At 34.5% G+C, this 20,003-nt stretch carries 21 protein-coding genes, 1 tRNA gene, 1 riboswitch and 1 other annotated feature; of the genes, 13 read left to right on the forward strand and 9 right to left on the reverse strand.

Going from position 1 to position 20,003, the window contains the following annotated elements:
- The first annotated feature begins 40 nt into the window (after positions 1-40).
- The 4 genes from K5Q13_RS08870 to K5Q13_RS08885 all read left to right on the forward strand — a co-directional run bounded on the left by K5Q13_RS08870 (position 41) and on the right by K5Q13_RS08885 (position 3,786).
- Positions 41-637: a helix-turn-helix domain-containing protein gene (locus K5Q13_RS08870; protein ID WP_246574233.1), complete on the forward strand. Its 597-nt coding sequence runs from the start codon at positions 41-43 to the stop codon at positions 635-637.
- A 40-nt stretch (positions 638-677) separates the two neighbouring features.
- On the forward strand, positions 678-1,406 hold the full coding sequence (locus K5Q13_RS08875; RefSeq protein WP_220741335.1) for an SDR family NAD(P)-dependent oxidoreductase: 729 nt from the start codon (positions 678-680) through the stop codon (positions 1,404-1,406).
- Positions 1,407-1,496: 90 nt separating this feature from the next.
- A riboswitch (TPP riboswitch) is annotated at positions 1,497-1,595 on the forward strand.
- Between the two features lie 91 nt (positions 1,596-1,686).
- Entirely contained in the window at positions 1,687-2,322 is a 636-nt protein-coding gene (thiE, locus tag K5Q13_RS08880) for a thiamine phosphate synthase (RefSeq protein ID WP_220741336.1), read from the forward strand.
- A gap of 93 nt (positions 2,323-2,415) precedes the next feature.
- The gene (locus K5Q13_RS08885; protein WP_220741337.1) at positions 2,416-3,786 is read left to right on the forward strand and encodes an FAD-dependent oxidoreductase; all 1,371 of its coding nucleotides are present in this window, start codon (positions 2,416-2,418) and stop codon (positions 3,784-3,786) included.
- 105 nt (positions 3,787-3,891) lie between these two features.
- On the opposite strand, the gene K5Q13_RS08890 is transcribed toward K5Q13_RS08885, so the two are convergent.
- The 3 genes from K5Q13_RS08890 to K5Q13_RS09690 all read right to left on the reverse strand — a co-directional run bounded on the left by K5Q13_RS08890 (position 3,892) and on the right by K5Q13_RS09690 (position 5,873).
- A complete protein-coding gene (locus K5Q13_RS08890; protein WP_220741338.1) occupies positions 3,892-4,167 on the reverse strand; it encodes a hypothetical protein in 276 nt (91 codons plus the stop codon).
- A 463-nt stretch (positions 4,168-4,630) separates the two neighbouring features.
- Positions 4,631-5,071, reverse strand: a complete 441-nt coding sequence (locus K5Q13_RS08895; protein ID WP_220741339.1) for a hypothetical protein — start codon at positions 5,069-5,071, stop codon at positions 4,631-4,633.
- Between the two features lie 601 nt (positions 5,072-5,672).
- The gene (locus K5Q13_RS09690; RefSeq protein ID WP_373306373.1) at positions 5,673-5,873 is read right to left on the reverse strand and encodes an integrase core domain-containing protein; all 201 of its coding nucleotides are present in this window, start codon (positions 5,871-5,873) and stop codon (positions 5,673-5,675) included.
- Positions 5,874-6,194: 321 nt separating this feature from the next.
- Between K5Q13_RS09690 and K5Q13_RS08905 the strand changes: the two genes are divergently transcribed.
- The 3 genes from K5Q13_RS08905 to K5Q13_RS08915 all read left to right on the forward strand — a co-directional run bounded on the left by K5Q13_RS08905 (position 6,195) and on the right by K5Q13_RS08915 (position 7,157).
- A complete protein-coding gene (locus K5Q13_RS08905) occupies positions 6,195-6,458 on the forward strand; it encodes a helix-turn-helix domain-containing protein (RefSeq protein WP_220741341.1) in 264 nt (87 codons plus the stop codon).
- A gap of 236 nt (positions 6,459-6,694) precedes the next feature.
- Entirely contained in the window at positions 6,695-6,850 is a 156-nt protein-coding gene (locus tag K5Q13_RS08910) for a class IIb bacteriocin, lactobin A/cerein 7B family (RefSeq protein WP_220741342.1), read from the forward strand.
- 130 nt (positions 6,851-6,980) lie between these two features.
- Positions 6,981-7,157, forward strand: coding sequence for a class IIb bacteriocin, lactobin A/cerein 7B family (locus K5Q13_RS08915; protein WP_220741343.1), 177 nt, complete (start codon positions 6,981-6,983; stop codon positions 7,155-7,157).
- Between the two features lie 658 nt (positions 7,158-7,815).
- Here K5Q13_RS08915 and K5Q13_RS08920 read toward each other — a convergent pair.
- Both K5Q13_RS08920 and K5Q13_RS08925 read right to left on the reverse strand, forming a co-directional pair.
- On the reverse strand, positions 7,816-9,165 hold the full coding sequence (locus tag K5Q13_RS08920; RefSeq protein ID WP_220741344.1) for a bacteriocin secretion accessory protein: 1,350 nt from the start codon (positions 9,163-9,165) through the stop codon (positions 7,816-7,818).
- A gap of 18 nt (positions 9,166-9,183) precedes the next feature.
- Entirely contained in the window at positions 9,184-11,331 is a 2,148-nt protein-coding gene (locus tag K5Q13_RS08925; RefSeq protein ID WP_220741345.1) for a peptide cleavage/export ABC transporter, read from the reverse strand.
- A 276-nt stretch (positions 11,332-11,607) separates the two neighbouring features.
- Here K5Q13_RS08925 and K5Q13_RS08930 point away from each other — a divergent pair, with 276 nt between their 5' ends.
- Positions 11,608-11,808 carry a Blp family class II bacteriocin gene (locus K5Q13_RS08930; protein ID WP_246574236.1) on the forward strand — a complete coding sequence of 67 codons (201 nt, stop codon included), beginning with the start codon at positions 11,608-11,610 and terminating at the stop codon, positions 11,806-11,808.
- Between the two features lie 150 nt (positions 11,809-11,958).
- Complete coding sequence (locus tag K5Q13_RS08935; RefSeq protein WP_246574239.1) at positions 11,959-12,150, forward strand: hypothetical protein; 192 nt, start codon at positions 11,959-11,961, stop codon at positions 12,148-12,150.
- Positions 12,151-12,583: 433 nt separating this feature from the next.
- Here the strand turns inward: K5Q13_RS08935 and K5Q13_RS08940 are convergent, their stop codons facing one another.
- From K5Q13_RS08940 to K5Q13_RS08950, 3 genes are all read right to left on the reverse strand, one after another.
- Positions 12,584-13,309 (reverse strand): response regulator transcription factor, encoded by a 726-nt coding sequence (locus K5Q13_RS08940; protein ID WP_220741347.1) that lies wholly within the window; start codon positions 13,307-13,309, stop codon positions 12,584-12,586.
- A 5-nt stretch (positions 13,310-13,314) separates the two neighbouring features.
- On the reverse strand, positions 13,315-14,499 hold the full coding sequence (locus tag K5Q13_RS08945; RefSeq protein WP_246574243.1) for a sensor histidine kinase: 1,185 nt from the start codon (positions 14,497-14,499) through the stop codon (positions 13,315-13,317).
- Between the two features lie 502 nt (positions 14,500-15,001).
- Positions 15,002-15,253 (reverse strand): hypothetical protein, encoded by a 252-nt coding sequence (locus tag K5Q13_RS08950; protein ID WP_220741349.1) that lies wholly within the window; start codon positions 15,251-15,253, stop codon positions 15,002-15,004.
- Between the two features lie 352 nt (positions 15,254-15,605).
- Between K5Q13_RS08950 and K5Q13_RS08955 the strand changes: the two genes are divergently transcribed.
- Both K5Q13_RS08955 and trhA read left to right on the forward strand, forming a co-directional pair.
- Positions 15,606-16,487, forward strand: coding sequence for a DegV family protein (locus K5Q13_RS08955; RefSeq protein WP_220741350.1), 882 nt, complete (start codon positions 15,606-15,608; stop codon positions 16,485-16,487).
- Between the two features lie 122 nt (positions 16,488-16,609).
- On the forward strand, positions 16,610-17,248 hold the full coding sequence (gene trhA, locus K5Q13_RS08960; RefSeq protein WP_220741351.1) for a PAQR family membrane homeostasis protein TrhA: 639 nt from the start codon (positions 16,610-16,612) through the stop codon (positions 17,246-17,248).
- 83 nt (positions 17,249-17,331) lie between these two features.
- Here trhA and K5Q13_RS08965 read toward each other — a convergent pair.
- A tRNA-Lys gene (locus tag K5Q13_RS08965) sits at positions 17,332-17,404 on the reverse strand.
- Between the two features lie 185 nt (positions 17,405-17,589).
- Here K5Q13_RS08965 and K5Q13_RS08970 point away from each other — a divergent pair.
- Together K5Q13_RS08970 and K5Q13_RS08975 are read left to right on the forward strand one after the other, a co-directional pair.
- Entirely contained in the window at positions 17,590-18,441 is an 852-nt protein-coding gene (locus K5Q13_RS08970) for an undecaprenyl-diphosphate phosphatase (RefSeq protein WP_220741352.1), read from the forward strand.
- A gap of 108 nt (positions 18,442-18,549) precedes the next feature.
- Positions 18,550-18,808, forward strand: a binding site (T-box leader).
- A 173-nt stretch (positions 18,809-18,981) separates the two neighbouring features.
- On the forward strand, positions 18,982-19,998 hold the full coding sequence (locus K5Q13_RS08975) for a uroporphyrinogen decarboxylase family protein (protein WP_220741353.1): 1,017 nt from the start codon (positions 18,982-18,984) through the stop codon (positions 19,996-19,998).
- Positions 19,999-20,003 lie beyond the last annotated feature (5 nt).

A 20,003-nucleotide genomic window follows, 5' to 3' on the forward strand; every position in this document is an offset into this window, starting at 1 on the left:
ATTGTATGATAAAGTGCAGATAAGTTAGGAGATTTGGTAGTTGATAGAAAAGAAACAAGATACTTTTTCAGAAGTTCAAAATTTTGGCCGTTTTATTAGGAAAATTAGAGAAGATCGTCACATCAGTGCAACTGATTTAGTGAACGCAACAGGGGTCTCTCGTAGCGTGATTTCAAAATTTGAACGTGGTCAGACAGACATTCAATTTAGCAGTATGATTAAAATTCTAAGTGCATTGTCCTTGACGCTTGATGACCTATGTTACAGTGAGGTATTTAGTGGTTTTGAGGTCAACGAATTAATCGAAAAGGCATATGCTTATCAAAACGACATAAACAGTTTAATTAGTATTTTAGAAAAATTAAACCAGCGTGATATTTTATTGCATCAAGAACAGGTTTTCAAAATTGTGTTAGAAGTACGAATCAATAATTATGATATAGTGCCAAATGAGGTAACAGAATACTTCGATAATCTATCTGTATTATGGCAGTTTGATGCTTATTTAGCGATACTTGCTGCACCTTTTTTACCAGAAAGAATTGGTCTCAGAATCCTACGTCAAACATCACGATATATGGCAGGCAGACCAGCGATTATTGATGAAGTTGCGCTTATATTTGCCAACAAAAAATAATGAGATGACACAATTTATCTTGAAAGTAGGTATAGAATTAATGAAAAATATTGTGATCACCGGTGGTTCATCTGGTGTTGGTTTAGCCATTGCAAAAGACTTGGCAGTAGACAATAACCTCGTCATCGTAGGACGAAATCTAGCTAAAGCGATGCATGTTAAAAAACAATTAGGCAGTCATGTGAACGTTGTAGTGGGGGACTTGTCACAACATTCAGGTGTGAAAGCAGTTATTTCAGGTATTGAAAACCTTGTTTCACATGTTGATGTTTTGATACATTGTGCGGGCATTGTACCTAAAACTGCAACAGATAATATTAACTATAATTTGTTATCGCACTATTATTTAACACTAGGATTAAGTGATATGTTGCATGAGGGGCGTGTTCTAATCGTCACGGGTAATCCTCTTGCCGTTAAAAGGATACCAATATCTGAAAATCAGAGTCATGCATTGTCTCGAGCAGCATGGCTTTTGACACATAAAACCTTGTTAATGTATTTTTTAGCAGAGAAACTGAAAAACCAACAAACTACAGTCAACAGTTTTTATCCAGGTGATGTACGTAGCAATCTGATGCCCTACACGCAAACATTGCAAAATACTGAAGTGCCTGTGGGAAAATATTTAGCTACAAGTACAGATGTTGTCGGTATCACAGCAAATTTTTTTGATCAGCAAGGCAATCCTGTCCTACTAAAATCTAATAAATATCAATTTGAAAATGCTGAAAAAATAATAGGTCGTTACTTAGAACAGCCTATTTAAAGTACACATGAAAATAAGCCATACTTAAAATGATTTTCAAAGAAGATTGACAAATAAAAATATCGTGATAGTATTGACCTGTAATTGAATATAAAATATCTGGGGTGCCAAAAGGATTATCTTGGCTGAGAAATACCCATATAACCTGATCGGATTAGAATCTGCGTAGGAAGATATGACTAATAATAAAAATTTATTATTAAGCTGTTTTTGCGTATGATTTAACGTGAGAACAGCTTTTTTGTCGCTTAAACTAAGCCAAAAATGAGGGAAGAGACATATGAAAGACCACACAATAGACTACAAGCTTTATCTTGTCACAAATCGATATGACTATTCAGATGATCAATTTTTAGACATTATTACAACCGCTTGCAAAAGTGGCGTGACGTTGGTGCAACTTCGGGAAAAATCTGTCAGTTCAAAACGTTATTTTGAATTGGCGTTGGCAGTCAAAAAAATCACGGATCGATTTAATGTGCCATTAATTATTGACGATCGTGTTGATATTTGCTTAGCGGTAGATGCTGCTGGCGTGCATATCGGTGATAGTGATTTGCCAGTGACAGTTGTACGTCAAATGCTTGGTCCGGATAAGATTCTAGGTGTATCAGTTAAAAGTGTTGAAAGAGCAGATGAGATAATCACACAAGGCGCAGATTACTTTGGTGTTGGCGCTATTTATCCAACAAAAACTAAGGTAGTTACCAAACATACGAGTATTGAAACACTAAAAGCGATTGTTTCGCGTGTTAATGTGCCAGTTAATGCTATTGGTGGTATCAAAGAACACAATATTAAAACATTACAAGGATCAGGCATAGCAGGTATTTGTGTTGTGAGTGACATTATGCAGGCTGATAATGTCGAAAGTAAGGTAAAACAATTGCTACAAGCAGTCGAAAAAATTATTTGAGCGATTCATAGCAAATAATTTGTTTTTTATTTAGAATTGTTCTAATATAGTAATTAGATCAACCAATTACTATATTAGGAGGAACTAGATAATATGTCAAAAACAAAAGTTGTTATAGTAGGTGCATCACATGGTGGACACCAAGCGATCTTAGAGTTAACGCGACAATATCAAAACCTTGATATTAAGTTATTCGAATCCGGTGATTTTGTGTCCTTCATGTCATGTGGCATGGTATTATATTTGGAAAATAATGTCACTGATGTTAATGACGTTAGAAATTTCCGACCAGAAGAAATGGAACAATTAGGCGCATCGGTCTATAGCAGTCATGAAGTGACAGCAATTGATGCTGATAACAAGACAGTGACTGTTAAGGACCACACTAATGGCACAATAGAAAAATATGATTATGATAAATTGATTTTAAGCTCAGGTGTCACACCAAAAAATTTACCTGTGCCAGGATATGATTTAGAAAATGTTTACCTCATGCGTGGTAAAGATTGGGCGACTAAAATAAAAGCAAAGTTAGATGATCCGACAGTTGAGAATATCACGGTAATCGGTGCTGGTTATATTGGTATTGAAGCTGCTGAAGCCAGCGTTAAGGCAGGCAAAAAAGTCACGCTAATTGATATGATAGAACGGCCTTTGGGAAATTACTTGGATGCTGGGTTAACAGCTATTTTATCGCAGGAATTAACTAATAAGGGTGTGGAAATTGTTACCGGAGCTCGGATTGAAAGTTATGAAGGTGATGGTAAAGTTACCGCGGTGCAGACAGATAAAGGTCAATATTTAAGTGACGTGGTTATTCAAGCAGCTGGTGTCCAACCAAACACTGATTGGTTAAAAGGTGTTATTGACTTAGATGAGCATGGTTGGATTAAAACCGATGAATATTTGCGCACTAATGTTACAGATGTTTACGCTGTTGGGGATGCGGTTTTGTCATACTCAATTCCTGCACAAACTAAATTACCTATTGCTTTGGCATCGGTCGTGCGACGTGAAGTACGTTATATTGTAGCTCATTTATTTGAACAAAATCCAACAGTGCCATTTTCCGGTGTTGTTGGTTCATCAGCCTTGAGTGTGTTTGACTATCACTTTGCAACTTCCGGACTAAATACAACCACAGCGCAAAAAGCTGGTGTAACAATAAAAAGTTCTTTTTATAAAGACACATTACGACCTAACTATGTGCCAAGCGAAAAAGGTAATCCAGATGTTTACGTGGGGCTAAATTTTGATCCACAGACTCACCGTATTTTAGGTGGTGCAGTGCTGTCAACTTATGATATAACAGCTCAAGGAAATGTTATTGCATTAGCTGTCGAACAAGGACTGCTATTGGAAGACTTAGCACAGGCTGACTTTTTCTTCCAACCAGGATTTGATCGACAATGGAGTTTGTTAAATCTGGCGGCACAACATGCGCTTGGAGAGCCCCAATTTTAGACATACTAAAACCCAATAACTTTTGCGACATTTGTGCTTGAAGTTATTGGGTTCACATCATTTATTAAAAATAAAGCGCGACCTTTTTCATTTTTATAATAAATTTTAGTTTTCAAAAAGTCTTAGGTTGTAGAGTATTCCCATGAACCAATCTTTTTGGTGTAGTTTTTTGAGTAGTATGCGTCCGTCATTTGATAGTTTACCATTAAGTGATAGTCTATGAAGCGAATTCGTCACAAGTGATACTTCTCGATATTGGGATACATTTTTTTCATTTAGTTTTTTAACGGCATCGAAGATAATCTTTTTTTCATTATCGTTTAAACCTAGGTGGCTTTCTACAAAGTCTACTAAGAATTTTTGGTTATCTGTTTTAAACACATTAATCTCCTGTTTATAGATATTGTCCTTTTAAGTAACGATATAGTATCTATCGTTACGTTGATATCGATCAGAACTGTATGAAGAGGTGCATATTTTGGATACCTAGCGGCTATATTTTTCCATTTAATCAAATAGTATATTTTTTAAATTGATAAACGTTTGATTTATTAAAGTTTATCATGAAAAAATTTTTTTAACAATTCCACTGAGAATACTATACAGTGATTACCTTAAATTACTACGGTTGTGGACAGTCTTATACTTTTCGATTGGATTCGCCAGTGCCTATCTTATTAAAAAGTTAGATAAAAGAAGATAAGATAACAGCTCAAGTTAATGTAGCTGTTCAACAAGGACTTTTAGAGCCAAAATTTTATGGCAGTTAAAAAAGCGACATAACTAAAAATAATTTTAAACTTAAAGTCTTGCAAGCATGCTCAGACGGAAAGTGTAGTTATGGCTAGTTACCAGAATCATCGTATGTTTCTTTTGTGTTTGAATAAGTCATTTTGGTCCAACCAGCCGTTTGTGGATCAACCCAGTGATGTTCGCCGTTCGAATCAGTCACATCAAAGGGACCCTCACCAACATAATAGCCGCCACCGTTTGGATCAACCCAACCAGTTTGTGTAGGCGGGGTGTCGTTTGGGTCGGCCAAAGGTCCAATTCTCATTTGATATTCTGGACCATTAGGACGGGATGAACTAGTTGCGGTGTTACTAGTTTGAGTTGATTGCTGCTTTTTTATTGTCCGTTGGCTGAGCTTTTTTGACGAATGAGTATATTGATTACGCGGGTGTTGTAGTAATATATAACTACTAAAAATGACAACTAAGGTAATAATAACTAATATTTTTACTTTTGAGTATTTTTTTGTATGGGCATGATTATGTTTAAACATAAAACTCCTTTGCTCTAGAAAAATTAAGCTGACAGTGGTTATCGGTTAACAACATAATAGTAAGAGTACCATGCAGGATTGTAAGATGCAAATGTCAGTATTTATCTTCTTTCTTAATTAAAGTATAAATTAAGCAATATGCTGTACCCTCAGTGCTAAAATAATACAATATGATTAATTAAATCATAAAAAAAGCTATGCGTTAGTCATTTTCAATCAAGTTTAAAAGTCAAATAGTAATAGTGCATAGATCTAATTTTGACTATTTTTAAGCTTAGTGGTAATCGTCATTGATAGTTAGAAGATCCTCGAATCAGCGACTGTCGGTCGCTATGTGATGAGTTTTGTTAGTAGTGGTGCAGCAGTTGGTATTCTAAGCGTGGTCAATATTGCTACGTTAGTTTTTATTTGCTCATCAGTCAATATTTCGAAGTATTGACTGATGAGCAACCTTTCAGTGCAGTAAACAGACCATTGAGGTCATTTATATATCAAACACTACTTCATGAGCGTATATTGAATATATTCGTTACGCAATGATAAACGTTATATGCTCATAAGTTAATAATTCGGACTATTTTTTATCTAAGGCTGTATTTGTTTAGGCTACTTTCATTTTTCGATTGACAATACTGATTCTGTCGATGCTGAACCAATTAATATACTTAGCTACATCCAATATCAGGTGAGCAATCGATGGCAATCTAAATTGATGAATCATTTCATGCTTTAATAATGAGTGAAAACTTTCAATTTTTGCATTATTGTATGGATGCCCCAACTTTGAATATGAATGTGTAATGTGTCAGGTTGTGACGATTTAAACAGTGCCTGATGTGTTTTAACCTTATTTACTTATAAAATAAAATTAAATTACAAGGATTTCTATTGAGCACACTATAGAAAATAGAGCGATATACGTGGTTGATACAAGCGATATGATTCTGAATTATACCTTGAGCAGAGAAAGTCCTAAAAAATTAGGACTTTCTCTGCTCAAATCAAACTGATTGCCCTTGTTAGAGTTGTCGAATTTTTTTGTTTTCGTATTATATTTATAGAATTAAATTTTTTATATGAAAATAAATACTTAGGTATAGTTAATAATTGATAGGAGAAAGACATGGGTACTTTGAAAAAGTATATGATATTGAAAGAAAATCATTTAGTTAATATCTATGGTGGAGGGGCAGAGCATATTGGGACAAATCTGTTAACTCTTAGAATTACGTCTGGTGTTACTAAATATGAAATAGCTGAAGAATTACATGTTGATCCAACTTCTATTACACGTTATGAAAACGGTTCCAGAGTACCAGATATTGATACCCTTATTAAATTTTCAAAATTATTTAAAACTAGCGTTGAGAATATTATTTATGAATAATACCAAAGTGGTATCGCGTGTAATATAAATATTTGTTACTATTAAAACAAATAAAGGAGGAAATAATTATGAAAAATACTTCGCAATTGCAGGTATTGAATGATACGGTATTATCAGAGACTGTGGGTTGGACATCCATTGCTGATTATTGGTGGATCTGATGCTGAAATTTTTGTAGCTGGAGTAGCCACAGAATACTTAGTAAATAAACGTTAATATAATAAAAGGTGATTTTTATGAATAATGGAAAATTAAAAATGTTAAGCGAACAAGAATTGTCTGAAATTAATGGTGGTGTGTTCTTTATTCCACCTTTGGTTGTTCTAGGTGGTGCATTTACATCTGGATTTGGTTTCGGTGTGGCAGTTGGATTGAACAAAGTAAAGAAGTGATAATAATGAGACAAATATTTTCAGGTATTTTTTTAGATAATTACGATATATTTAGTACGATATTACAAATATTATTTATCGTTAGTTTTGGAATTGGCGTATTTGTAGGCTTAAATTAAAGGGAGAAAAAATGAATTCATTGGATAAGTTTAAAGAACTAAACACACAGGAATTAGATGATATAAATGGTGGAATTGCACCACTTGTAGTAGCTGGAGCAATTTATGCAGGGAAAGCAGCTCTAGGTGCTGGTGTATTTGGTGCTGGTTTGTATGCTGGATATAAATTTGCAACTAAATTTGGTTAATAGAAATAATTATTGATAATAATATATACTAAAGTGAATTAGCATAACACAGATTATGTAAAGTGGAAATCGCCAAACCTTAATTGAATAGGGTCTGGCGATTTTTCTGTGATTTAGAATTGTGATTTTTCTTGTTAGGAATTGGTCTACCTCTTAGAATACTGATACACTCATTTTTACCTTTGTGAATTTTTAATCTGTGAGAGGTTTATGAGCTGTTGAATTTAAGTGTGATTTTTAGTTTTTGTAAAAGGCAAGACGGTCAAGGCACCTCCAAAAAATAATTGATTGAAACAGTCGCTGACAGCCATCGCCATTTAATTTTCTATACCCGAAGTCTAGCGTCTAACTTACTCAGAACAAATTGTGTGGTAACGCTAGTGAAATGGCGATGTTTATTCGCGACATCTAGTGACAAAAATCCGTGCGACCTATGTTTCATAACCTATTTTAGAATAAATAAAAAATAGGCGAAGATAATATCCGTCGAGAACGATCATCACCTTATATGTTAATAAGTTTTATTCTGTCCAAGTTATCAAGTTCACTTCAATGAAAATATAGACGTTGAAGTTTTTTATGCGCGGTGCTTAAAAATTCGTATAATTCACGTGGTGTATTCACTAGCTACGATGTGTAAGGTTAGCAACATATCTCTTTAGCTAGTTAATTTATTTTTCAGGTAAATAAACCAGGTGCTCTTGCCTGTAATAACACTAACAGTACCTTCTTGACCATAATGAACAGTTGAATAGTCGTTATGCTTCAAGTGTAATGTTGCATCGACTTGATAAAAATTACCTTGTTTAGTTGACACAGAATGGGTGGCGATCTGAGAGATATGCCCAGTCAATGTTGATTTCGTATTGTTGTTTTGTGATAAGATGTAGCGTACTAATTGTCCCTCAGATATGTTTGTAATTTCCGATGTGTTGATATAAAAAGTTACTTTCAATTTGGGTTTCTCAGTTAAATTGGGGTAAATCTGTGCAATATTTGTACCTTGTGGCATATAATGCGTTTTTGTTTTATCAACTAGTAGTTTCACCGTACCTGTTTCTGGGGAAATGATAGCATTGTTAGAGCTATCTTGGGTGGCTTGATGCTGAATTTTTATTTGTTTCATTTCCTGTGTTACAGTACTGAGATCTTTGGCAACAGTACTTAACTGCTGTGATTTTAAATCGGATAATTTGTCTGGTAATGTATTGGGTGGTAGTGCGTTTTCAGAGGGTAAAGAGTCATACTGTGTTTTATAGTTAGCTATAGCATCTTCTAACCGATCTATTTGTTCTTGTAACGTACTGATAGTATGGCGTTTTATGCTAGCAGATTCTTCAGAATTACGAGTTGCTGTTTGATCCTTATAATCAGAAAAAATGCGATAATAATCATTTTCTGATGACAAGTTCGTGTTATTTTGGATAGCAAGTAATAATGACTGGTAATGATTGAGATTGTTTTCTTTCTTGGTTAATGAACTTGTGAGAACGTTTTTTTGTTGGGTAGCACGATTTTGACTATCTAATTGTTGTTGATAATCATTGGATAGTATATGAGTTTGAGAAAGATAGTTTTGAAATGCATCAAAATAGCCATAGGCGTCTGACTCGGAGAAAAGATTTTTGTCGTCACTTAAACTTTTTTTATAGGTTAATAATGCTTTTTCGCGTGCTTGCAGGTTTTGAAGACTAGCATTTTCGAGTTTTAAAGTAGTATCGGTTTCGCTGTTTTGATATTTGATTAGCATATCACCATGACGTACAGATTTTTTTGATATTAAATTGTTTTTGATGATGGCATTGTTGCTTGTAGATTGTATTGTAGCCAATATTTTATCTGGATTAATTTCACCAGTGCTTCTGACCACAACTTCTTTATGCGTAAAAGAAGCTAAACCGATTAGTAGCAGTAATAGGATCAGAGTTGGAAAGATGATTAGCGTTGTAAAGTTTTGATAACGTTTACTATAAAATTCCGAGCTTTCTAAGAGTTTTTCATTGAACATGTTGTTACCTTTCGATGATTAACGATTAACTAAATGATAATATTGTGCTTGATTGGCAAGCAGTTCGTTGTGAGTACCATCTTCAACAATAGTGCCTGATTCAAGTAAAATAACGCGTTGTGCTTTTTCAGCAATAGTTAGGCGGTGAGCGATGAATATAATTGTTTTATTTTTAATTGTGAGTAAGCTATCGATTATTTTTTTCTCAGTCAATACATCGAGATTACTGGTTGATTCATCCAAAATAAGAATAGGAGATTGACTTAAAAGTGCACGAGCTAAAGCTATGCGCTGCTTTTGTCCACCAGACATGCCACCATCTTCTGAAATCTCAGTTTGATAGTTCTGAGGCATGCTTTCAATATCGTTTTTGATGTCCGCTAATGTCACAGCAGTTAATATATCTTCTTGTGTCGTGCCATCAGGGGCACCAAGTGTGAGGTTATCCAATATACTACCGGTAAATATATAAGGATTTTGAGGTAAGTAAGTCACATGTCGCCTGAGATTTTGACGATGAATGTGATTAATATCTTGGGAACCGATTTGGATGTATCCACTGGATGGTGACATAAAGTTAACTAACAGCTTGGCTAGCGTTGATTTTCCTGATCCACTAACACCTACAAGAGCTATTTTTTCACCAAAAACTATTTTAAGAGAAAAGTTGGTTAGAATAGGTTTCTGATAGCCATATTGATAGCTCACTTTATTTATTGTGAGATCATATGAATTATTTTGTTGTAATTCTTGTGACTCGTTCGCTTTAAATTCGGAATCGACTAAGTAAACTTCATTCAATCGCCGGTTTGCAACAGTTGCGGTTTGTATTTTGGTTTGTAAATTAATAATATTTTGAAATGGTTCGGTAAAATAACCTAATAGGGCATTATATGTGACTAATTGGCCAACACTAAGTTGATTAGAAATAACTAGTTTAGCACCAAACCATAGGACGAGGATATTAATAATAAGCTGGGTCGACTGTTTAATGCTATTTTGAATTGCTTCAATCTTTTGATGTGCAAAAGATTTTTTTAAGTAATCGACAAATTCTCGGTCAATTTTTTGATAATTAGACTTTTCACTTGTTAGTGATTTGATCGTTTCTATGCCATTAATATCTTCAATAATCGACGAGCTCAAAGTCGCATTACTCGCCATTTGTTCTTGATTGAGACGTTCAAACGGTCTCATAAAGGTATAGACAATTAAAAAATAAACTGGAAATGAAATTAAAGAGAGTAAGAATAGTTGTATGTTTTGAACAGCTAAGACACTACCAATGATAATAGTAATACCTAAGTCTAAGAATAAAGAGAGAATTGTGTTAGCCATTGCATCAATGATAGCATTAGCGTCATTAAAACGTGTTACAATTTCACCGGTTCGTCGTGTGGCGAAGAAATTAACTGGTAATTCAAATAAATGGCGAATATAAGACAGTATGACTTCAATAGATAGACGTTGCCCCATAACTGTTAGTAAGTAGGTTCGAGCAAAACCAAGTACTTGTTGTAGAATATAGGTGGCAATCAATCCTAATGAAACAATAGTTAAGGTGTTAGCTTGTCCGTTGGGAACATAGGCATCAATGACAAGTTGCATGTAGTATGAACCAGCAATGCTAATTAGTGTGATTAATAAAGATGCAGCAATGATGTTAAAAATCAGTGCTTTTTGTCGACCAATAATAGGTAAAAATGATTGAATACTGCTCTTGTTTTCTTTAACTGGCTTGTATTCTGGGGAAGGGGACATAAATAGTGCAACACCCGTCCATTCTTTAGAAAAATCCTGCAGAGTCATTATTGTTTTACCAACTGTTGGGTCCGGATCTGCGATCATAATTTTATTTTTATTGATATGGTATACGACATAATAATGTAAATATTTTCCGTTTTTATCAACATGAGCGATAAACGGCATTGGTAGATCTTTCATATCGAATAGTGTCAGATCGGCTTTAATAGGACGAACATCCATGTTAAATGATTCGGCTGCCTTCACCAATCCTAAGGCAGTTGTTCCTGATAGTGATGTTTGACAGCGTTCACGGATACTTGCTAATGAGATATCAGAACCGTATTGTTTTAAAATCATCGCAAGTGCGGATACACCACAATCTTTTTCTTCTAGTTGTGATATATAATCAAATCTCTTCATTTTATGTATAGTCTCCCTTAAAATAGTACCAGTCTAAATTTTATAGGGAAAATACATTCTTTTTACAAAATAAACGCCAATGGTAGATATTTTGACGTGAATGGCTGATTTCAACCTTTCAGTGCTGTAAACAGACCATTGAGGTCATTGATGTATCAAACGTTATTTTATCAATGTATATTGAATGTATTCGTTGCGCAACGATAAAAAACGACAGTTTTTTATACTTTGGTTGTAAACGCACTAGTGAGATGGATAGAACGAAGGATGGAAGTTATGATAAGCGATTTTGAACCAATAAATGTTGAAAAATTAGAGACAATAGTTGGTGGGGTAATGACTGGCAGAGGTCTTGCTAAAGCTATTGGAGCAGGAGCTCTTGGCGGCGTTATTAGAGGAATACCAGGAGGCATGTTTGTTGGTGCACATGTTGGTGCGGCAGCGGGAGCAGCCACTTATGCGGTAACTCATTATTAATAGGGGCCGTTCTAGCAACAATTATATTTTGGGTATTTGATTTTATCTTACGTGGGTTTCTTGGAAAATTTAAAGAACGTTAAAATTATTTTTAAAAATTATAATGCACAATCAAATTAAGTATTTATATTAAAAGATAAATTAATAGTTATGCAAAAAAGTGTGATTTGTAAGATTGCTATCAAAGATGCAGGAATGGTGATAGCAGCTATGCTTCCAAGTATGGTTGTTGCATATTCTTTTCAAATATTTTTGATGTCCTTTGATTTTATTATTATCAGCAGTGCTATTTTTTATATTTTATTTATCTTATACACATACTGGGAAGAAAAGGGTTACTAAATATGCTGAAAAATGATAACAATTAATTTCAACAGTAGTATTTGAAATTATGACCACAGAAGGAGGGTATATGATTAATAACTTATTAATTATAGCAGTTGCCATTCTAACCATTCTCGGTTTTATTGCTAGTGCATTGATAATAACATGAATGACTGTTATCACAATACTGCTTTATATTGGATTTTTACAAAAAATGACAATTATTTATTGCTGTATATAGTAACACTAGTTGGTTGTGGCGAATCATTTCTTAAGTGAGTTATTCACCAAACATTTTTTTCAAACAACCATTTGTTTCTAAATCAATAATTTTAACTGTTTTTTGTCTGTAGCTGTTCGGTTAATCAACATAATAACGTATAGCTTAGGTTGATATACACAGCCAAAAACCGATGACAACGTTATTAGTAGCATTGTTATCGGTTTTTAGTTATAAAATACTTATCAATGCTTTCACTTTTCGGCGTGAGATTAAGCAGGTTGATTGATTCTTAAAAATAATGACATTGCTAACTTTATCGATCTGTTCAATATTATTAATATTGACAAGATAAGCACGATGGCTACGGAATAAACGGTTATCCATGGTTGCAATGTCTTGTAATTGGCCAGTAAATTCAATACGTTTAGTCATGCCAACGAGTATAATTTGTCGTGTCCCTGGTTGTGTTTCAAAATACAGAATATCACTAAAAGGTATTTTAAAGTTGGCTTTTGGTGTGTTGAATTGGAATAAGTCAAGTGGCATATCTACGTTGAACTGTTGAACGATATGTTGTAAATTATTTTCTAGTTGTTGTTTAAAATTTTTAGCATCTTGGTCTTTTGCAATGAAATCTAGTGCAGATACTTGATATTTAAAAGTAAGTGGTAAAAACTCAGAGTGTGTTGTCACAAAAATAATAATGGCATACGGATCATGCTCTCTGATTTGCTTGGCAACCTCGAATCCTTTTCTATCGGAACCTTTGAGTTCAACATCAAGAAAATAGATGTGATGTGTACCGCGACTGGTTAAATTAGCTAGTAATTGTTCTGGTCTAGAATAGGTACTGATCTGTTGATGTGGCCAATTATTTGCTTGCATAATTTCAACTAAGTAGCGTTTTAATTTTTGTTGTTGTATAATGTCATCTTCTAAAATATTGATTTGCATAAGAACTATCCTTGTGTAACCAATGTTTGGTTGAATATATGATTGGCATGTGCTGTTTCTAAATGTGCTTGTTCGTATTCGATTAAAATTTGTTGCACATTGTGTAGACCTGTGCCATGGTCGTTTCCTTTTGTTGTGACACGATGCTTAAAAATTTGGTGAATAGGGCTTGTTTCTTCGGTGGTGGCATTTTCAATGATGAGGCGATTTTCTTTTTGTGCCGAATCGATAATGACGGCAATATGAATAAATGCGTTGACATTTTTTTCGCTTGCTTCGATAGCATTATCAAGTAAAATACCAAGAATTCGGATATAATCCAGTGTATCCATGTGACAGCTTGTCCACTGTTGTTCAATTTCAATTTCGGTATGAATGCCTTTTTCCAAAGCATAGATGATTTTATGAGATAAAAGGCTTTTAATAGCAGGGATTGTAATGTTTGATAAGGCGCCTAGAGAATAGTGGTCGTGATTCAGTATATTGGGTGATTTTTTTAATACGTTATTATATATTTCGCGAATTTGTTTTATATCACCCTTTTGGATACTTGTTTCCAGGCTAATGATTAAATTGATATAATCGTGACGAAAGCCATTAATGTTTTTGTAAAGCGTTTCAATTTCCGTTGTGTAATCTGTTAAGTTATTTAATTGTTGTTGCCTTTGTTCTGCTAATTGCAAATTAAAGTAGTTTTGGGTAGTGTTTTTAAGATAAATTAATAGTGAGATTAAACTAATAGCAAAAAAAATATTAACAGTAGCTTTATACTCGTTATTTTTAAATAGTGGGATTAACAAGTAAGATAATAAACTTATAGATAAAAGTAAGTTTACGAATCGAAATTGATTATTTTGTTGAAAATATTTATTTTTTCGGATAATTATTAAGTTTGGGGAGATTAGTTTAATAATGAAATATTGTAAAATGGCGATAATGACTGGCGATAAAATTGTTTCGTACATAGTTGTTGTATTATATGAAAGGAATTTTATCGGTAAAAAAATTGTACCAAGTGATTGAATAATAGTGCCAAAAGCTGATACGCTAAGTACAGCGTATAGTCCGTAAAAGTATATAAGGGGAATACTTTGAGCTCGTCGGTTAAACGTGAAGCCTAACATAACTAATAAGCCTACTTGTATAATGTGACTCCATACACCTAGTTCATATGCTGTGAGCATAGTCATTGTTAGAAATACTAAATAATATCCTATATGCCATTGTATTTTACTTATAACACAAAAAACGGTGAATTTTATAATTGATAAAAATACCAGACCAAACATAAGGTGAATTAAAATTACTAAATTCAAAACAAATCCCTCCAAATATACTAATATTTTACACTAAGAAGTAAACGTTTACCATAAAATATCAGTAACAGATACGAGACATGTCGGTTGTAGGTTTATTTGATATTATGTATAATTTGTTAAATCAATGGAAAGGAGAATTTATATGGTAGAAATAGAAAATGTTGAAGAATTAAGTGAAGAGGCATTGGTGTGTATTGAAGGTGCTGGCTTCTTAAACCAGTTACAGACAATACTTAATAAATCACAGTTTTTCGGAAAATAATTAATCACTGCGTTGTGTTTTAATGTGACATGTTTGATGATATTTATAACGCAAAAATAGACTAAAAAGCATTGATTGAATTTTTCAATCAATGCTTTTTAGTCAATGATGTTATTTTTTCTGCTGTCGCACACGCATTACCACACGAATTAATGACAAGACTAATGTGATATTGAACCAAAAACCATAGAATTGTGTGAGGGGGCTTGTTGTGAATGTGAGTGCTAAAACAGCCAGTAAAACTGATTTCATGGTGACACGTTGAAATTCAGATACTGTGACTTCAAATCGAGCGGGTTTGAACAACGAAAAGATAAAGAGTAACAAAACGTAAATACTTGGCAAAATGTAATATGAAAACATGGGATCCTCTCAAAATGATTGCTATTAAAAAATCAATCATCATATTTTCACATGAATATGACAAAAAAGCAATGGGCCAAGCATTTTTTGCTCATCATGCTTAAAATTGTTAAAATGATAGTTATGAAAAAACAACGATAAAGTCTAAGTGAACGAGTGATTGTCGGTTTTACCATATTTAGTACAACGATTGTCCAAAGCGCGCAACAGTCATTTTACAAGCAATTAATTTATCTCATGGTACAATTGATTGGCAGCATGCTGTGTTTTATGTTGGACAGCGCACTGGTAATGATGAATTAAATAACAACATTAACAGACTATTAATAATCTGTTTGTTTAGGAGAATAAAATGTCTAAAATAGCAATAATTAGTGATTCAGCTTCAGCAATACCAGCAGCAATTCGTAATCGTTATCATATTTTTCAAGTAAACGATCCAATTATTTTTGGAGAAGAAGTATATAAAGAATCAGTGGATATTCATGATCTTGGTGAATTAGTTAAGATGATGAAGGATAAAAAAATGGTAGCTTCAACATCGCAACCGGCGCCCGGAGATTGGGAAGAGGCTTTAAATGTTGCTAAGTCATCTGGATATGACCAAGCGTTGATTGTGCCTATTTCTTCTGGATTATCAGGTGCCTACCAGACAGCAAGTCTAGTAGCAGAATCATGTCAAGATCTCTCTGATGTTCGTGTATGGGACTCGAAGTTTGCCGTGATGGGATCGGGCATGCAAGCTGTCATGGCAGCCTTTATGGCTGAAAAAGGGCACACATTAGATGACATCATTGCTGCTCTACAAACTTTACAGCAGACCTTTGATGTACGTTTTGTTGTCAATGATATATCACACTTACAACGTACCGGCCGTTTGTCCCGTGGTGCAGCTTTGGTTGGCGGGTTACTTAACATCAAACCAATTTTATCAATGGACATTCAAAATGAAGGTAAAATCGGTGCAGTCGGTAAGGCTCGTAAAATGAGTGGTGCGTTGAAAGAAATTAAGATAGCACTTAACCAATATTTAACACAAGTTGATTTTCCGGTTCGGGCAATTGTTGTAGATGGCAATGATCCTAAACTTGGAGATAAGTGGCTTAAGGATTTACAACATGATTATCCGACAGTTAAGTTTGAACGCGGAGTCATTGGTGCCTACATTGGTGTGCATACAGGTGATGGCGCAATGGGTGTCTTATGGGCACGTGATTGGGAAACTCTTGTCTAAAATGGAGCGACTCTGAGTGAGGTATTGACGCGTTAACTCACGAATACGATTGTCAAATGATGCTATCTTGTGACCAATCATGTTATAATATTAACATTAAATTGATTTACGGGGACAACTAAATGCAACGATCTAAACGTTACCAAATTACGTATGAAGTTTTAAACGCGGTGACCCATGGACTCGGATTTTTGTTAGCCGTGTTAGCTGGCATTGCTTTAATGCTTCACGTTTTAAGACGACCAGTGACAACGTTGGAAATGACGGCCATTGTAATATATATCAGTACTATTGGTTTCTTTTTGCTCGCCTCAACGCTTTTCCACTCCTTGGTCTTTACGCGAGCAGCTAAACTGTTTCAATTCTTTGATCATGCGGGTATTTACTTTGTGATTTTGGGTAGTTACACGCCGTATACTTGGTTGCTTATCAAAGGCTGGCAAGGTTGGACAATTTGGGGTGCGATACTGACAATGACTATTGCGGGTTTTACCTATGATTTGTTCTTTGTCGGTCGTTGGCCGTGGGTGTCTGTTACTATCTACATGGTGATGGGGTGGTTAATTGTCTTAGCAATGCCAGTCTTATGGGGTGTTTTGTCACCTGTTGCCTTTTGGCTTTTAGTTGCTGGTGGCATCACCTATTCGGCAGGAACAATTTTTTATCTCATACCAAAAATCCCAATGGGTCATGTCTACTGGCATATATTTGTGTTAATTGGTGCAGGCCTAATGTTTGTCAGTATATATATAAGTTTATAAACAAAAAACCGAAGCCAACGCTTCGGTTTTTTAACACGATAAAAGGTATAAAAAAAACCAATATTTCTATTGGTTTGATCTAGTGGACAGCCAGGGGCTCGAACCCTGGACCCACGGATTAAGAGTCCGTTGCTCTACCAACTGAGCTAGCTGTCCATATATTATTTGATGTAAACAACATATAATATAATACCATGTGCTTTTTGAAAATGCAATACTTATTCCTTGGTATTATAGTACGAACACTTGTTTTATGGCATGCTTTGGTAATTTAGTATAGAATAAAAGAAGTTTAATTGGAAGGGAATTTGTTAGCATGAGTTGCTAACAATATAAATAACATGCTAGATATTATTAAATCAATTATTATTGGAATTGTGGAAGGTATTACCGAGTTTCTACCTGTATCCTCTACTGGACATATTATCTTATCTGAAGCATTACTAGGTATTCCTGGTGGCCATGTGTGGACAGAGACATTTAAACCAGTTTTTGATTATTCAATACAATTGGGTGCGATTTTTGCTGTTATCCAACTTTATTTTCATAAACTTAATCCGTTTTCGCCAAAAAAAACAGCCCGCGAACAGTTTCAAACATGGCGTTTGTGGATTAAAGTTGTAGTAGGTGTCATTCCTGCCGTCATATTTGGCTTTTTGCTGAATGATTTCATGGATGCACATCTCTTAAATCTTTGGGTTGTGTCGGCAATGCTGATACTTTATGGTATTTTGTTCATTGTAATCGAAAATCGACAAAAGGGTATTGCTCCCAAAGTAACGGATATCAATAAAATTAGTTTCAAGTTGGCCTTTTTCATTGGATTATTTCAGGTTTTGTCACTTGTTCCAGGAACGTCTCGTTCGGGGGCGACAATTCTAGGCGCTATCATTCTAGGCGCTTCAAGATTTGTTGCAGCAGAATTTTCTTTCTTTCTATCCATTCCAGTCATGTTTGGTGTGACGATACTGAAGGTTGGTAATTTCTTGCTAAAAGGTGGTCGATTTACAGGTATGCAAAGCTTAGTGATGTTTTTTGGCTTTGTGACTTCTTGGATTGTTGCTTGGTTTGCGATTAAAATCATGATGCGCTATATTCAAAATAACGATTTCAAAATATTTGGATGGTATCGGATTGCTGTTGGTATCATATTCCTGATTCTAGGTATTTTAGGTGTTATCACAGTAGCTTAATAGTAGAAAGAAAAAGTACAAATAGTTATTTGTACTTTTTTTATAATGTTTTTATTATTAAAATAAAGGTATTGACATCAAAAAATGAGTAGTATATAATTACTCTATCATATAACGATGAAAAGATAAGTACATTTGAAAATGATTGTATAGAGAGCTAATGTTTGGTGAAAGTTAGTATCATGGCAATTTGGAAAATGGTCTTGGAGTTAACAATATGGTGAGCTAGCGATAGTAAATCATATTCGGGTACACCCGTTACAGTGTCAGAGTATCGAAAAAATTAGGTTTTTTTCCGTACTTAGTAAGTGTTAACTAGCAATAGATAACAGAAAACGGGTGGTAACACGATAACTTCGTCCCGCAGCTTTAGTAACTAAAGCTGCGGGATTTTTTGTTGTATAAATGTAAAGGAGACCAATTTAAATGCATTGTCCAAACAAACAAAAGTTGATATGGCTAAAAGGATTGGGAATAGTTTGTAGCCGAATGTGATGTTATAAAGATGAAATCATTACTGTTCATTTAAGAGGAGATTATATGAGTCATTTAAATAACATATTTGCAGTTCAAGATACAAATCGCGTACTGGCTAGTTTCTGGTATCATTTTTCTGATACTTCTGGGGTTGACTTAGATGCATTTAAAGATCCTGAAATTCTTGACCGTAACGTTGCGGGGACAAAACATTTAGTTGAAACGGTGGCACCTGATTTTGTGAAATTAATGAGTGAAGGTTTGTTTCATTACCAATTTAATCATAAACGGGATGTGCAGCCAAAAAATATTTACCAAAACTTGGCACCAATTGATGATAATCACCCGTGGTTAATTAAAACCGGTGAATTGGTTGCTAGGCAAAAACAAGTTATTGGGGATCGTTTATCCTTTTACAATATTTTTTCGCCGACAACATTATTGAAATGGGCATTAGTTAAGCAATCAGATGGTCTTCATGACAAAGCACATGCTGATGAGGCATTGGCAGACGCCATTTTGATTGATCGAGACGAAGTTAAACGCGCCTTGCAAGTGATTGCAGCAGACGTGATTAAACAAGTCAAAGTAGCTATCAATTCGGGTGCGGATGGCATATATTATAGTACGCAAACGATACAAGATGAGCGATTGAATGAAACGGACTTTGAACAATTCGTCGCCAAAACAGATCAACAAGTACTATTGGCTGCCAACAACATAGCGGATACAAATATTTTGCATATTTGTGGTAATGGTGGTGCCAGAAATCCACTAGACTGGTTTAAAGATTATCCAGCAGCAGTTGTTAATTGGTCAACAGACATCGAAGGTGTCTCATTAAAAGAGGGCAAACAAATTTTTAAAGATCGTATTGTTCTTGGTGGCTTTGGTAATACTAAAAAAGATATTTTATACACGGGATCACAATCAGATATTCAAGAATATGTCACGGATTTAATTCGTGACTCTGGCAAAAATAATATTATAATTGGTGCGAATTGTACAGTACCACGAGACATTGATCTCGCACATTTAACATGGGCGATTCAAGCTGTAAAAAAGGGAATAGAGGCATAAAACAA

Origin of the sequence: Leuconostoc miyukkimchii (genome assembly GCF_019656055.1) — a bacterium.
Taxonomy (GTDB): domain Bacteria; phylum Bacillota; class Bacilli; order Lactobacillales; family Lactobacillaceae; genus Leuconostoc; species Leuconostoc miyukkimchii.

What these genes read in the sequence shown, in the direction of transcription:
- K5Q13_RS08875 (WP_220741335.1), top strand. Translation starts at nt 678, where the DNA reads ATGAAAAATATTGTGATCACCGGTGGTTCATCTGGTGTTGGTTTAGCC.
- thiE (WP_220741336.1), top strand. Translation starts at nt 1,687, where the DNA reads ATGAAAGACCACACAATAGACTACAAGCTTTATCTTGTCACAAATCGA.
- K5Q13_RS08885 (WP_220741337.1), top strand. Translation starts at nt 2,416, where the DNA reads ATGTCAAAAACAAAAGTTGTTATAGTAGGTGCATCACATGGTGGACAC.
- K5Q13_RS08895 (WP_220741339.1), bottom strand. Translation starts at nt 5,071, where the DNA reads ATGTTTAAACATAATCATGCCCATACAAAAAAATACTCAAAAGTAAAA.
- K5Q13_RS08905 (WP_220741341.1), top strand. Translation starts at nt 6,195, where the DNA reads ATGGGTACTTTGAAAAAGTATATGATATTGAAAGAAAATCATTTAGTT.
- K5Q13_RS08910 (WP_220741342.1), top strand. Translation starts at nt 6,695, where the DNA reads ATGAATAATGGAAAATTAAAAATGTTAAGCGAACAAGAATTGTCTGAA.
- K5Q13_RS08915 (WP_220741343.1), top strand. Translation starts at nt 6,981, where the DNA reads ATGAATTCATTGGATAAGTTTAAAGAACTAAACACACAGGAATTAGAT.
- K5Q13_RS08920 (WP_220741344.1), bottom strand. Translation starts at nt 9,165, where the DNA reads ATGTTCAATGAAAAACTCTTAGAAAGCTCGGAATTTTATAGTAAACGT.
- K5Q13_RS08925 (WP_220741345.1), bottom strand. Translation starts at nt 11,331, where the DNA reads ATGAAGAGATTTGATTATATATCACAACTAGAAGAAAAAGATTGTGGT.
- K5Q13_RS08930 (WP_246574236.1), top strand. Translation starts at nt 11,608, where the DNA reads ATGATAAGCGATTTTGAACCAATAAATGTTGAAAAATTAGAGACAATA.
- K5Q13_RS08935 (WP_246574239.1), top strand. Translation starts at nt 11,959, where the DNA reads ATGCAAAAAAGTGTGATTTGTAAGATTGCTATCAAAGATGCAGGAATG.
- K5Q13_RS08940 (WP_220741347.1), bottom strand. Translation starts at nt 13,309, where the DNA reads ATGCAAATCAATATTTTAGAAGATGACATTATACAACAACAAAAATTA.
- K5Q13_RS08945 (WP_246574243.1), bottom strand. Translation starts at nt 14,499, where the DNA reads ATGACTATGCTCACAGCATATGAACTAGGTGTATGGAGTCACATTATA.
- K5Q13_RS08950 (WP_220741349.1), bottom strand. Translation starts at nt 15,253, where the DNA reads ATGTTTTCATATTACATTTTGCCAAGTATTTACGTTTTGTTACTCTTT.
- K5Q13_RS08955 (WP_220741350.1), top strand. Translation starts at nt 15,606, where the DNA reads ATGTCTAAAATAGCAATAATTAGTGATTCAGCTTCAGCAATACCAGCA.
- trhA (WP_220741351.1), top strand. Translation starts at nt 16,610, where the DNA reads ATGCAACGATCTAAACGTTACCAAATTACGTATGAAGTTTTAAACGCG.
- K5Q13_RS08970 (WP_220741352.1), top strand. Translation starts at nt 17,590, where the DNA reads ATGCTAGATATTATTAAATCAATTATTATTGGAATTGTGGAAGGTATT.
- K5Q13_RS08975 (WP_220741353.1), top strand. Translation starts at nt 18,982, where the DNA reads ATGAGTCATTTAAATAACATATTTGCAGTTCAAGATACAAATCGCGTA.